The organism is Curtobacterium pusillum (assembly GCF_007673235.1).
Classification (GTDB): Bacteria; Actinomycetota; Actinomycetes; order Actinomycetales; family Microbacteriaceae; genus Curtobacterium; species Curtobacterium pusillum_C.
The window spans coordinates 546,640-559,984 of the sequence record NZ_VDZH01000003.1 but is presented as its reverse complement, the minus strand read 5'-3'; the positions used below and the strand labels follow the sequence as shown (position 1 = coordinate 559,984).

Annotated in this window: 12 protein-coding genes and 1 tRNA gene; 10 read left to right on the top strand and 3 right to left on the bottom strand. The window is 69.1% G+C overall.

Translation table 11 applies throughout. The features are described from left to right. The first annotated feature begins 115 nt into the window (after positions 1-115). Both FS532_RS11160 and FS532_RS11155 read left to right on the top strand, forming a co-directional pair. On the top strand, positions 116-1,171 hold the full coding sequence (locus tag FS532_RS11160; protein ID WP_144753944.1) for a Fic family protein: 1,056 nt from the start codon (positions 116-118) through the stop codon (positions 1,169-1,171). Positions 1,172-1,235: 64 nt separating this feature from the next. After that, a complete protein-coding gene (locus tag FS532_RS11155; protein WP_144753941.1) occupies positions 1,236-1,649 on the top strand; it encodes a hypothetical protein in 414 nt (137 codons plus the stop codon). Between the two features lie 74 nt (positions 1,650-1,723). Here the strand turns inward: FS532_RS11155 and FS532_RS11150 are convergent. After that, a tRNA-Leu gene (locus tag FS532_RS11150) sits at positions 1,724-1,810 on the bottom strand. Between the two features lie 86 nt (positions 1,811-1,896). Here FS532_RS11150 and FS532_RS11145 point away from each other — a divergent pair. The 7 genes from FS532_RS11145 (at position 1,897) to pknB (ending at position 11,039) form a co-directional block, all read left to right on the top strand. Next, a complete protein-coding gene (locus FS532_RS11145) occupies positions 1,897-2,577 on the top strand; it encodes an FhaA domain-containing protein (RefSeq protein WP_079237613.1) in 681 nt (226 codons plus the stop codon). Next, positions 2,574-3,125 (top strand): FHA domain-containing protein FhaB/FipA, encoded by a 552-nt coding sequence (locus FS532_RS11140; protein ID WP_144753938.1) that lies wholly within the window; start codon positions 2,574-2,576, stop codon positions 3,123-3,125. Before FS532_RS11145 ends, FS532_RS11140 begins: the two co-directional genes overlap by 4 nt. A 6-nt stretch (positions 3,126-3,131) precedes the next feature. Beyond that, positions 3,132-4,484, top strand: coding sequence for a Stp1/IreP family PP2C-type Ser/Thr phosphatase (locus FS532_RS11135; protein WP_144753935.1), 1,353 nt, complete (start codon positions 3,132-3,134; stop codon positions 4,482-4,484). Continuing rightward, positions 4,481-5,923, top strand: coding sequence for an FtsW/RodA/SpoVE family cell cycle protein (locus FS532_RS11130; protein WP_144753932.1), 1,443 nt, complete (start codon positions 4,481-4,483; stop codon positions 5,921-5,923). Before FS532_RS11135 ends, FS532_RS11130 begins: the two co-directional genes overlap by 4 nt. Continuing rightward, entirely contained in the window at positions 5,920-7,374 is a 1,455-nt protein-coding gene (locus tag FS532_RS11125; protein WP_144753929.1) for a peptidoglycan D,D-transpeptidase FtsI family protein, read from the top strand. The genes FS532_RS11130 and FS532_RS11125 overlap by 4 nt, the downstream gene beginning before the upstream one ends. Beyond that, positions 7,371-9,116 (top strand): protein kinase domain-containing protein, encoded by a 1,746-nt coding sequence (locus FS532_RS11120; protein WP_144753926.1) that lies wholly within the window; start codon positions 7,371-7,373, stop codon positions 9,114-9,116. Before FS532_RS11125 ends, FS532_RS11120 begins: the two co-directional genes overlap by 4 nt. A gap of 117 nt (positions 9,117-9,233) precedes the next feature. Continuing rightward, a complete protein-coding gene (gene pknB, locus FS532_RS11115) occupies positions 9,234-11,039 on the top strand; it encodes a Stk1 family PASTA domain-containing Ser/Thr kinase (RefSeq protein WP_260852648.1) in 1,806 nt (601 codons plus the stop codon). Between the two features lie 64 nt (positions 11,040-11,103). Here pknB and FS532_RS11110 read toward each other — a convergent pair whose 3' ends face one another. After that, positions 11,104-11,748 carry an anthranilate synthase component II gene (locus FS532_RS11110; RefSeq protein WP_144753923.1) on the bottom strand — a complete coding sequence of 215 codons (645 nt, stop codon included), beginning with the start codon at positions 11,746-11,748 and terminating at the stop codon, positions 11,104-11,106. An 82-nt stretch (positions 11,749-11,830) separates the two neighbouring features. Between FS532_RS11110 and FS532_RS11105 the strand changes: the two genes are divergently transcribed. Beyond that, positions 11,831-12,085 (top strand): cell division protein CrgA, encoded by a 255-nt coding sequence (locus FS532_RS11105; RefSeq protein WP_079237606.1) that lies wholly within the window; start codon positions 11,831-11,833, stop codon positions 12,083-12,085. A 386-nt stretch (positions 12,086-12,471) separates the two neighbouring features. Here FS532_RS11105 and FS532_RS11100 read toward each other — a convergent pair whose 3' ends face one another. After that, entirely contained in the window at positions 12,472-13,341 is an 870-nt protein-coding gene (locus FS532_RS11100; RefSeq protein ID WP_144753920.1) for a rhomboid family intramembrane serine protease, read from the bottom strand. Positions 13,342-13,345: the final 4 nt, after the last annotated feature.

Here is a 13,345-nt window from a genome sequence, read left to right as displayed (position 1 = left end):
CGGGTGGGAAGACCGCGTCCTCCCCCGACTCGACAATCCCGATCTCCTCACACGGCGAGACGCAGAACTCCGTGCCCGCCCCTACCGAGCATCCCTGCCGTCGACGATCACGGCAATGACGTTCGACTTGTCTGCACAGACGTTGGCGGATGCCGACGACGCGGCCCGGGCCATCACGCGGTTCGATGCCGAGTACGAGGACTTCCCAGCACCGTTCGCCGGCGTGCTCCTGCGCACCGAGTCGGCCTCGAGCTCGGAGATCGAACACCTGACAGCGGGCGCGCGGGCGATCTCCGAAGCCGAGATCGACGAACGGGTCAACGGGAACGCCCCGCAGATCGTCCGGAACGTCCGAGCGATGCAGGCCGCCGTCGCACTGGCCGACGACATCGGCAACGACACGATCATCGCGATGCACCGCGAACTTCTCGACGACGTCACGCCGGGACTCGTCGGACGGTACCGCCAGGAGCAGGTCTGGATCGGCGGACGGCTCCCCCACCTCGCGGCGTTCGTTCCCCCACACCACGAGCGCGTGCACGACGGCATGGACGACCTCGTGACCTTCGTGCGGCGCACGGACCTTCCGCTCCTCGTCCAGGCCGCCATCGCGCACGCGCAGTTCGAGACCATCCACCCGTTCCCCGACGGCAACGGGCGGACGGGGCGCGCTCTCGTCCAGGCGATCCTCCGCCGTGGGGGTCTCCTCCGGCACGTGACGATCCCGGTCAGCAGCGGGATCCTGACCGACCTCGACGGGTACTTCGGCGCGCTCGACGCGTACCGCGGAGGGAACGTCGACGCCGTCGTCGACGTGTTCGCCCAGGCAGCGCTGTCCGGACTCGGGAACGCCGAACGGCTCGCCGGGGAGATCCGTTCACTCCAGACCGCCTGGGACGACCGGATGCGTGGACTCCGCGCCGATGCCACGGCCCGGAAGATCACGCGACTCTCCATCGAGCACCCCGTGCTGAACGCCCGGCTCGTCACGACGGAGACGGGCGCGAGCGCTCCGGTCATCGCCAACGCGTTCGCGCAGCTGGTCGAGCTCGGCATCCTCCGGCCGGGGAACTCGAAGCGGCGGAACCGCATCTGGGTCAACCTCGAGATGGTCGATGCGCTCGATGCGTTCGCCGCACGCAGCGGTCGACGGCAGCCCCCGGCGTACTGAACCGGCGCACGCGAGGTCGGTACGCTCGTCACGTCGCACAGGGAGCAGCGGGGACGGGGACACCATGACCACGACGGACGACCTCCGACGGACACGACCGAGTCGCCCACGGGTGGTGACGATCGCCGTCGTGCTCTGGGCGGTGTGGCTGGTGGCCGGGGTGCTGTCCACCGTCCTGGTCGCGACCTCCGACGGCCTCGCGGGCGTCGGCGGCGTCCTCACGATCGCGCTGTCCCTCGTGATCTGGGCGGTGGTCGCCGCGGCGGTCGTCCTGCTCCTCCGTGGTTCCGCGGTCGCGCGCACCGTGCTCGTCGCGGTCGCCGCGCTGCGTGCCGTCCTGAGCATCACGGAAGGCGGACCGGCCACGGCGCTCATCCTGCTGTCAGTGGTGGCCGCGGTCCTGCTCTTCCTGCCCAGCGCACGCCCGTTCTTCCGGCGAGTCGACGTTGCGGGGCCGGGCCGCGCCTCCAGGCAGTGACGTCCAGCAGGGACACAGAAGGCCCCCGGATTCCTCCGGGGGCCTTCTCTGCAGTACTCGATGTGCACTGCGCCTGGTGCGCGAGGGGGGACTTGAACCCCCACGCCGTTTCCAGCACACGGACCTGAACCGTGCGCGTCTACCAATTCCGCCACTCGCGCCAGCCCGAGAACACTACCACGCACAGACGGTGCCAGACGCCAACCACTACCATGCAGAGGTCGACGACCGAGAACACTGGAGACCCATGGGCCTGTTGGACAGCTTCGAGCGAGGGCTGGAGCGCGCCGTGAACGGCGCGTTCGCGAAGACCTTCCGCTCCGGCGTGCAGCCCGTCGAGATCTCGAGCGCACTCCGCCGAGAGCTCGACACCAAGGCTGCCGTGGTGTCCCGCGAGCGGATCCTCGTGCCGAACGAGTTCACGGTGCGCCTCGCTCCGCCGGACTTCACCCGCATGAACGACGTGGGGCGTCCCCTCATCGACGAGCTGTCGCAGATGGTGCAGCAGCACGCCGTCGCGCAGAACTACTCGTTCTCCGGCCCGGTGACGATCCGGCTCCAGCAGGACGGCACCCTGTCGACGGGCATCCTCCAGATCGACTCGACGACGGTGCAGCGCGACGTCGCCTGGGTGGCAGTGCTCGACATCGGCTCCCAGCGCCACAAACTGCAGCGCGGTCGCACCGTGATCGGCCGTGGGACGGACGCGGACATCACCGTCGCGGACACCGGCACGAGCCGCAAGCACGTCGAGGTGATCTGGGACGGCAAGCACGCCCAGGCCAACGACCTCGGCTCCACGAACGGGTCGAAACTGAACGGCGAACGCTTCCAGCAGGCCATCGTGGAGCCGGATTCGACGATCGAGATCGGTCGTACCCGTATGGTGTTCCGGGTGATCCCCGAGAACGACGGAGGTACCAGGTGACCACAGGGCTGACCCTGCTCGTCCTGCGCTTCGCGTTCCTCGCGGTGCTCTGGCTGTTCGTGTTCGTGATCGTCTTCGCGCTGCGCAGTGACCTCTTCGGTCAGCGCGTGCGCACCATCCCCACCGACCCGAAGGCCGGTGCGTCCGGCCCGACGACACCTGCGGTGCCGGCAGCAGCGGCGCCGGCTCCGGCATCCAACGGTGCGTTCACGGACCTCATCGGACAGCCTGGAGGCACGCAGCAGCCCGCCACGCCGGTCGCGACCCGCCTCGTGATCACCGAGGGATCCCGCGAGGGCATGGAGATGCCACTGGGCGGCGGCCCGATCACGATCGGCCGGTCGAGCGAGTCCAACGTGGTCATCCGCGACGACTACACCTCGACGAACCACGCCCGTCTCGACCTGCGTGCCGACGGCTGGCTCCTCACCGACCTCGAGTCCACGAACGGCACCTTCGTCAACGGTCAGAAGGTGACCGTTCCCGTGACCATCGCAGAGCGGACGCCGATCACGATCGGGACGACGACGTTCGAGCTGCGGCGGTAACCCGGGATGACGGCTCGCACGCTGAGCGCCGCTGTGTCCCACGTCGGACGCATCCGCGCGAACAACCAGGACTCCGGCTACGCCGGGCAGCACCTGTTCGCGGTCGCGGACGGCATGGGCGGCCACGCCGGCGGTGACGTCGCCTCGGCGATCGCGATCCGTCGCATCAGGGAGGTGGACCGGGAGTTCCCGTCGGCCCACGACGCCGAGTTCGCCCTGCAGTCGGCGCTGATCGCGGCGAACCAACTCATCACCGAGACGGTGTTCGAGCACCAGGAACTCACCGGGATGGGCACCACGGTGTCCGCGATGATCCGTGTCGGCGACCAGATCGCGATCGCGCACATCGGCGACTCCCGCATCTACCTGCACCGCGACGGTGAGCTGCGGCAGATCACCTCGGACCACACCTTCGTGCAGCGGCTCGTGGACAGCGGGCGGATCACCCCGGAAGAGGCAGCGGTCCACCCGCGGCGCTCGGTGCTGATGCGTGTGCTCGGTGACGTCGACGCCGCACCCGAGGTCGACACCGCGATCATGGACATCCAGCCGGGCGACCGCTGGCTGCTGTGCTCGGACGGGCTCTCGTCGTACCTCGCCGAAGAGCGCATCCGGCACGCCCTCGCGTCGAACATGGACGCGAACCAGGTCACGCAGCGCCTCGTGAAGGAGACGCTCGACCACGGCGCGCCCGACAACGTCACCGTCGTCGTGATGGACGTCACGGACTCCGAGCCGGGCGACGACGACGACGCGGCGACCACCGTCGGGTCCGCAGCAGCGCCGCTCACGTTCGAGGCGTCGACCGGCCGCAAGCCGATCCGCCTCCCCACGATCCTGCTGCACCCGCTGAAGGTCACGACGGCGCCCGAGGACTCGCACTTCGAGCCCGAGTCCGACCAGTTCTTCGCCGAGCTCATCGCCGAGGACCGTCGTCGCCGGATCCGTCGTCGCATCTCGTGGACCATCGCCCTCGTCGTGGCGATCGCCGCCCTCGTCGGCGCCGTGTTCCTCGGCTGGCGCATCATCCAGGACCACTACTACGTGGGCACCGACCGCGGCACCGTCGCGATCTACAAGGGCGTGCAGCAGTCGATCGGACCGATCGCACTCTCCGACGTCTACGAGGACACCGACATCACCGTGTCGTCGCTCCCGGACTACACGCGGGAGAACGTCCGCTCGACGATCAACGCGCAGTCGCTCGACGACGCGCGGGACATCGTGGACCGGCTGCGGAAGGCCGCCGAGACGGGGCAGGACCAGGCCGGGACGGGTGGTGACGGCGGCTCGCCGTCGCCGACACCGACCTCCTCACCCACGGGCTCCCCGTCCGCGTCCCCCGGGGCCAAGCGATGAGCAACGCCACCGCCCAGTCCTTCACGCAGGCGATCACGATCAAGCTGCGCGAGCCCGCGCGGGCCCGGAACCTCGAGCTCGTGCTGCTCGTCATCGCGTGCGGCATCTGCGCCGGGGCGATGGTCCTCGTGCAGCTCGGCACGAAGGGCAGGCTCTTCGACACCTCGGTGCTCTGGGTCGGCGCGGGCATCCTCGGCCTGGCGCTGATCATGCACGTGGTGCTCCGGGTCGTCGCGAAGAACGCCGATCCGTTCATCCTGCCGGTGGCCCTCGTGCTGAACGGCATCGGCATCGCCGAGATCTACCGGATCGACATCCACAACGACCTGTCCGGGTGGTCGGCGATCGGCGTGAAGCAGATCGTCTGGACGATGCTCGCGATGGTCCTGGCGATCATCACGGTCGTCCTCGTCCGGAACCACCGGTTCCTGCAGCGGTACCGGTACATCTTCATGTTCCTCACGATCGCGCTGCTGTTGCTGCCGATGCTGCCGGGCATCGGGTCCAACGTCGGTGGCGCTCGGGTCTGGATCCGCGTCGGAGCCTTCTCGTTCCAGCCCGGCGAGCTCGCGAAGATCACCATGGCGCTGTTCTTCGCCGGGTACCTCGTCACCGCTCGGGACTCGCTGTCGATCGTCGGCAAGAAGTTCCTCGGCATGACCTTCCCGCGCGGTCGGGACCTCGGTCCCATCCTGGTGATGTGGGGCGCGGCGATGGCCGTCCTCGTGTTCCAGCGCGACCTCGGCACCGCCCTGCTGTACTTCGGCCTGTTCCTCGTGATGATCTACGTGGCGACCGGTCGGATCAGCTGGGTCGTGATCGGCCTCGCCCTGTTCGTCGGAGGCGCGCTCGTCGCCCAGAGCGCGCTGGTGTACGTGCACGGCCGGTTCGAGCAGTGGCTCGACCCGTTCAACCAGGAGATCTTCGACCGCCAGACCCAGGGCAGCTACCAACTCGTCCAGGGGCTGTTCGGCTTCGCCAACGGGGGGATCACCGGAACCGGTCTCGGCCAGGGCCGCCCGTACATCACGCCGGTCGCCAACGCGGACTACATCATCGCCTCGCTCGGCGAGGAACTCGGCCTGATCGGCGTCTTCGCGATCCTGGCGCTGTTCATCGTCCTCGCGTCCCGCGGCCTGCGCGTCGCCTTCATGGCGCAGGACGACTTCGGCAAGCTGCTCGGCGTCGGCTTCGGCTTCGTCATCGCCCTGCAGGTGTTCGTCGTCGTCGGTGGCATCACCCGCGTCATCCCGGTGACCGGCCTCACGACCCCGTTCATGGCGGCCGGTGGTTCGTCCCTCATCGCCAACTGGATCATCGCCGCGATGCTGCTGCGACTGACCGACGCCATCCCAGCCGAACAGCGCGTCCAGCAGGGCGCGATCCCCGCCGCGCGTGGCGGGAACGCGCGCGCGACCAGGAAGGAGCGCAGCCGGTGAACCGACAGCTCCGCGGTGTCTCGACCGTCATCGTGCTCATGTTCGTCGCACTCTTCGTGTCGACGACGTCGATCCAGTTCTTCTCGGCGGACTCGCTCCGTGCCGACTCCCGCAACTCCCGGACGATCCTCGCCAGCTACTCGACGAAGCGCGGCGCCATCCTCGTGAACGGCAGCCCGATCGCCGAGTCGACCCCGGTGGACGACCAGTACCAGTACCAGCGCAAGTACACGAACGGCGACCTGTACTCCTCCGTCACGGGCTACTTCACCATCGGCCAGGGCAACACGGGCATCGAGAGCGCGGAGAACACCGTGCTCTCCGGCAACTCCGACGCGTCGTTCTTCCAGAACCTCAACGCGATCCTCACCGGGCAGGACGTCCAGGGCGACAACGTCAACCTGACGATCGACCCCGACGTCCAGCAGGCCGCCTACGACGCGCTCGGTGACAACACCGGGGCCGTCGTCGCGATCCAGCCGAAGACGGGCAAGATCCTCGCGATGGTGTCGAAGCCGTCCTACGACCCGAACACACTCACCTCGCACGACACGGCGCAGGTGAAGGCGCAGTACGACGCCCTGCTGAACCAGTCGCGGACGCCGTTGCAGAACCGCGCCATCGGCGGCGACCTGTACACGCCGGGATCGGTGTTCAAGCTCATCGTCGCGTCGGCCGCGCTCGAGGGCGGGAAGTACAACCTGGACTCCGAGTTCCCGAACCCCTCGCGGTTGCAGCTCCCAGGCACGAGCACCTACATCAACAACGCCGAGGGCGGCTCCTGCGGCGGCGGCGACACCGTCAAGCTCCGCACCGCGATCCAGAACTCGTGCAACATCCCGTTCGCGGAACTCGGACAGAAGCTCGGCTACGACGCGATCAAGAGCATGGCGGACAAGTACGGCTTCGGCGACGCTATCGAGGTCCCGATGCGGGCGACGGCGAGCCAGTACCCCGACGTCGACTCCACGGCGCAGCTCATGCTGAGCTCGTTCGGTCAGGCCAGCGTCCGGGTGTCCCCGCTCCAGATGGCGATGGTCTCGGCCGGGATCGCCAACGGCGGCAAGGTGATGCAGCCGTCCCTCGTCGACTCGATCACCACGAGCGACCTGAAGACCGTCGAGTCCTTCTCCCCGAAGCAGTACAGCGACCCGCTCTCGGCCTCCGAGTCCAGCGACCTGACCGAGGCCATGCAGAGCGTCGTCAGCTCCGGGACCGGGACCAATGCCAAGATCGACGGTGTCGACGTCGCAGGGAAGACGGGCACGGCAGAGGGCGGCACGGGCGATCCGTACACGCTGTGGTTCACCGGGTTCGCCCCGGCGAAGGACCCCGAGGTGGCCGTCGCGGTCGTCGTCGGGAACGGCGGCGGGCTCGGGCAGTCCGGTGTCGGCAACACGGTCGCGGCTCCGGTCGCGAAGAAAGTCATGGAGGCGGTGCTGAACAAATGAGACCCACCAGCGGACTCACCTTCGGTGGGCGGTACCAACTCTCGTCCCGCGTCGCGATCGGCGGCATGGGAGAGGTCTGGCAGGCCACCGACCTCGTCATCGGACGGACCGTCGCACTCAAGATCCTCAAGGACGAGTACCTCGGCGACCCGGGGTTCCTCGAGCGCTTCCGCGCCGAGGCCCGTCACGCTGCGCTCGTCAACCACGAGGGCATCGCCAACGTGTTCGACTACGGCGAGGAGGACGGCAGCGCCTACCTCGTGATGGAGCTCGTCCCCGGCGAGGCGCTCTCGACCATGATCGAGCGGGAGCACACGCTGCCGGTCGACAAGGTCCTCGACATCGTGGCGCAGACCGCGAACGCCCTGCAGGCCGCGCACGCGGTCGGCCTGGTGCACCGCGACATCAAGCCCGGCAACCTGCTCATCACGCCGGACGGCCGCGTCAAGATCACCGACTTCGGCATCGCGCGCATCGCCGACCAGGTGCCGCTCACCGCGACCGGCCAGGTCATGGGCACCGTGCAGTACCTCTCGCCGGAGCAGGCGAGCGGACACCCTGCGTCGCCCTCCACGGACATCTACTCGCTCGGCATCGTCGCGTACGAGGCCCTTGCGGGTCGTCGACCCTTCACGGGTGAGTCGCAGGTCGCGATCGCGATGGCGCACATCAACGAGCAGCCGCCGGCGCTCCCGGGCGACATCCCGGAGCCCGTCGCCGCGCTCGTGATGTCCTGCATCGCGAAGAAGCCCGCGGACCGCCCCGCCACCGCCGCGAACCTGGCCCGTGCCGCACAGGCGCTGCGCCGTGGTGACGTCGCGGCGGCCACCGTCGCCGTGCCGGCCATCGCCGCCGGGGGCACCGTGGCGTTCAACCCGCCACAGGGGCAGGGGAACGACGCCGCGACCGCACTCATCGGCACCCAGGCCGGAGCCGTCACCGGTGGTCCCGGCACGCCGGGCTCGCCCGTCGACGGTGAGGACGAGGAACCGAAGAAGAAGCGCGCCTGGATCTGGTGGCTCGTCGGCGGCGTCGCGGTCCTCGTCATCGCGGCGGTGATCGCTGCGTTCGCGATCAACGGCAACGGGACGCCCGAGCCGACGCGCTCGGCGACCACGAAGAGCTCCACGCCGCGTCCGAGCAACACGCCGACGCCGACACCGACGCAGACACGGGTGCTCGTCAACGCGGCGGACTACGTCGGGCTCTCGGTCACGGACGCCCAGGCGAAGCTGCAGTCGCTCGGCCTCACCCCGCAGGTCGAGGACGGCGACCCGGCCCCGACGGCGGACAAGGCGAACACCGTCCAGTCCATCAGCCCCACCGGGAGCCTGGCAGCGGGCGCGGTCGTCGTGATCCAGCAGTACACGGCACAGCCGACGGTCAACCAGCCGAACTCCGCGTCCCCGGGCACGGTGTCGACGGACGGCCAGGTCACCTTCAGCTGGGCGGCGGCGACCTGCCCGACCGGGTACACCGTGGCGTCGTACGCGTACACGATCACCGGCGGCAAGGACACCTCGAGCCAGACCTCGGGAACGCTGGACGCCTCGCACCGTTCTGTCACCGTGCAGATCGACGCGGTGGGCAAGGCCGCGGCACTGACCTACACCGTGACCTGCGGGAACCTCGCCGCCTCGGCCGCCTCGGAGTCCGCCACGAGCGACCCCTGGCAGGCCGCCGGCGAGCCGACCACCGACCCGACGGACGGCAACAACCCCAGCCAGGGCCCGCAGGACTGACCCTCGGACGGGGGCTCGCGACACCGTTGCGTAACGGTTCGGTCGGGGGCCCCGTCCGCAGCGTCTCACCAGCGAGGGCTGCCGTACACTGGCCCGGACGGACATTCGGAGGAGTACGTGCCAGAAGGTGTGACCGCGGGGATCACCCTCCTCGCCAACCGCTACGAGATCGGTGACGTCATCGGTCGGGGCGGCATGGCCACAGTGCATCTGGGCAACGACACCCGCCTCGGACGCAAGGTGGCGGTGAAGCTGCTCAAGCCGAGCCTCGCCAACGACCCGGCGTTCCGTACACGGTTCCGCCAGGAAGCCCAGGCGGCTGCGCGCATGGCCCACCCCACCATCGTCCGCGTCTACGACGCCGGCGAGGAGACGGTCACCGAGACCTCGGGCGCCGAGGTGCAGGTGCCCTTCATCGTCATGGAGTACGTCGAGGGCCGTCCGCTCTCCGACATCATCGACGACGGTCCGGTCGCCCCGGACGAAGCCGTGCGCATCACCGAGGGCATCCTCACCGCGCTCGAGTACTCGCACCGCGCGGGCGTCGTGCACCGCGACATCAAGCCCGCGAACGTCATGGTGACGCACGCCGGCCAGGTCAAGGTGATGGACTTCGGGATCGCCCGTGCCATCACGGACACGTCGGCCACGGTCGCGCAGACCACCTCGATCCTCGGCACCGCCTCCTACTTCTCGCCGGAACAGGCACGCGGTGAGACCGTCGACGCTCGCACCGACGTCTACTCGACCGGTGTCGTGCTGTTCGAGCTCCTCACCGGACGGCCCCCGTTCATCGGGGACTCGCCCGTCGCCGTCGCCTACCAGCACGTCAGCGAGCAGCCGGTCGCACCGTCGACCCTGGTGCCCGAGGTGTCACCGGCCCTCGACGCCGTCACCCTCCACGCCCTCGTGAAGGACCGCACGCGTCGGTACCAGAATGCCGCCGAGTTCCGGACCGAGCTGCAGCAGGCCGCAGCCGGTCACGTCCCGGCGTCGACCCGGAAGCTCCAGCAGCAGGTCGCGAACGACGCTTCGACGATGCTCTTCGGCGTCAACCCCCGCACGACGTCGAACCCCGCCGTCGCGTTCCGCGAGCTCGAGGACGACACGGCCGAGCACCGCCCGCAGCGCACGCAGAACCGTCCGCCGGTGGCGTGGATCTGGGTCGGCATCATCCTGACCGCAGCCGTGATCGTCGCGGTGGTGTTCTTCGTCGCGAACCTCCAGCCCGGCAAGGGTCCGGTGTCGTCGGTGAGCGTGCCGAACGTCGCCGGCGCGACCTACGACTCCGCCGCGTCGGCGCTCGGCAAGCAGGACCTGGTCGCCGTCAAGGTGGAGGAGAACTCCGACGACGTCGAGAAGGGGACGGTCATCCGGACCGAGCCCCGTGCCGGCACGAAGGTCGGCCGCAGTCAGAACGTCCGTGTCGTCGTCTCGCTCGGCCCGCAGCAGATCGCCATCCCGGACCTCGCCGGTCAGGCGCAGGACGCTGCCGAGAAGACCCTCACGGACGCCGGCTTCACGGTCGGGGCGATCAACTCCGACTACTCGCCCGACGTCCCCGAGGGAACGGTCATGAGCACCGATCCTGCATCCGCGTCCCTGCACGCGAAGGGCACCGTGGTGAACCTGACCGTGTCGAACGGCAAGGTCGAGCTCCCGAACGTCACGCAGCAGCCGTTCGCGACCGCGAACGCGACGCTCGCCGGCCTGGGGCTGACCGTGACCCCGGCGCCCGCGTACTCCTGCACCGGTGGCACCGTGACGCAGCAGAGCGCTCCCGCCGGCGACATCGCGCAGGGCAGCACCGTGGTCCTCACCTACTGCGCCGCGTCGTCACAGCCCACACAGCCGCCCGCGTCGGGCGGCGACGACGGTGGGGACAACGCCGGTGACGGCGGCGACGGCGGCGACGGGCAGTGAACTGACCGCGTCCTGACGGAGGCTGTCCGTCGGGGCCGACCCGTGCCTCCAGGCCGGACGCCCGTCAGGCGCGGTGCGCCGCGATGAGCGGGTTCAGTCCGGCAGCTCGGTCGGCCGCGCCCGCCAGGCCGGTGGTCTCCAGCCAGTTCCCGACCATCCGGTACCCACCCTCGGTGAGCACCGACTCGGGGTGGAACTGCACGCCGTACACGGGGTGCTCACGGTGCTGGACGCCCATGATGACTCCGCCGCCGGTCCGGGCCGTGACGGTGAGTTCTTCGGGAACGGTCCCGTCGACGATCGCGAGCGAGTGGTAGCGCGTGGCGGTGAACGGGTGCGGGACGCCGGCGAACAGCGCACTGTCGTCGTGGTCGACCTGCGACGTCTTGCCGTGCATGAGCTCCTCGGCGTGCGTCACGGTGGCGCCGAGCGCTTCGGCGATCGCCTGGTGACCGAGGCATACCCCGAGGAGCGGCTTGTCCGCCTCCATCGCGGCGTGCACGGTCGCGATGGACACGCCGGCGTCGGCCGGGGTGCCGGGGCCGGGTGACAGGAGCACGCCGTCGTAGTCCGCGATGCGGTCGGCGATCTCGGACGCGGGGAACGCGTCGTTCCGCACCACGTCGGTCTCCGCACCGAGCTGCTGCACGTAGCCGTTCAGCGTGTAGACGAAGCTGTCGTAGTTGTCGACGACGAGGATCTTGGTCATGGTCGGTTCACCGTACTCGTGGGGGATGTGTGCAGCGGGCTGAGAGTCCTCCCACACACGTGGTCACGGTAGGATACCGGCCATGGCCAAGGACAAGGACCGCACCAAGCCCGCCCGGAGGACCCGAGCCGACTCGGTCGACACAGCGGGGGACCAGCCGAACCCCGTCTGGTTCAAGCCGGTCATGTTCGGCTTCATGCTCATCGGGCTCGCCTGGGTGATCGTCTTCTACATCTCGAACACGACCCTTCCGGTTCCGTCTCTCGGGTCGTGGAACATCCTGATCGGCTTCGGCATCATGTTCGTCGGCTTCCTCATGACCACGCGCTGGCGCTGACACCCCGGCCACCTGCTTCCCTGACGCCCGTCGCACCCCCCAGAGGTGCGGCGGGCGTCGTCGTTGCAGCCGGTGGCCCGTTCTCCACACCCACCCGGCCACTGCGTCAGCGTTCTCCCCAACCCGAGCGCCGTTCTCCACACTCTCCACATCACTCTCCACACCCTGACCCCGGAGTTATCCACAGCGGAGTCCACAGTGGGGATAATCACACGCGTGTAACTCACCGCTTTGTCCACAGCTGTGGATAACTCGGTCGTGCACGTGTGGAAACCGATCCGGCAGCACGGCGTGCGTCGGGCCTGGTGCGTCCCGCACGACACCCGCCGCGTCCCGCAACGACGAAGGCCCCGTCGCGCGTGCGACGGGGCCTTCGAGTGGGTGCGTCAGATGCCGATCCCGATGCCGGCCTGGAGGCTCGCGTACACCGCGTAGATGCCCGCGACGAGCACGACCGCCTCGGCCACGAGTAGGCCGATCTGCAGGCCCCGCTGCCGGACGTTGCGGGTCTTCGCGAAGACGAACCCGGTGATGAAGCCGAGGACGATGCCACCGACGTGCGCCTGCCACGAGATCGCCGTGCCGGGCAGGAACCCGACGACGAGGTTCAACCCCATGATCACGAGCAGCTGCACGGCGTTGTAGCCGAGGCTGCGCTGGATGACGAAGAACGCGGCGAACAGGCCGAAGATCGCACCGGAGGCGCCGACGACCTGCGTTCCCGGGCTCAGCAACGAGACCGCGAGGTCCCCGCCGAGTCCCGCCAGGAGGTACAACGCCAAGAAGCGCCAGGTCCCGAGGATGTTCTCGAGCATCCGTCCGAAGATCCAGACGGCCCACATGTTGAACAGGATGTGGAAGAACGAGGAGTGCACGAACAGCCCGGTGACGAGACGCCACGGCTGCGTGCCCACGAGAGGCGTGTAGTAGCTCAGCCAGGCGTTGACGTACCCGCCGCTGACCTGGTTGAGGAGCCACAGGACGACCGAGACGGCGACGATCACGACCGTCGCCTTCTGGTCGAGCATGGCGAAGCGCCGTCGGGCGACCGTCATCCCACTGGGACCGGTCGCCCGACGGTTCGCGGCGAACTGCGCGCGCTGCTCGCGCACGCACTCCGGGCAGTGCACCCCGACCGCCGCCGGCGTCTGGCACTCAGGGCAGATCGTGCGCCCACACCGCTGGCAGAGCACGAAGCTCTGCCGGTCGGGGTGCCGGTAGCAGGTGTTGTTCGAGTTGTACGCCGGATCGCTCACGTGG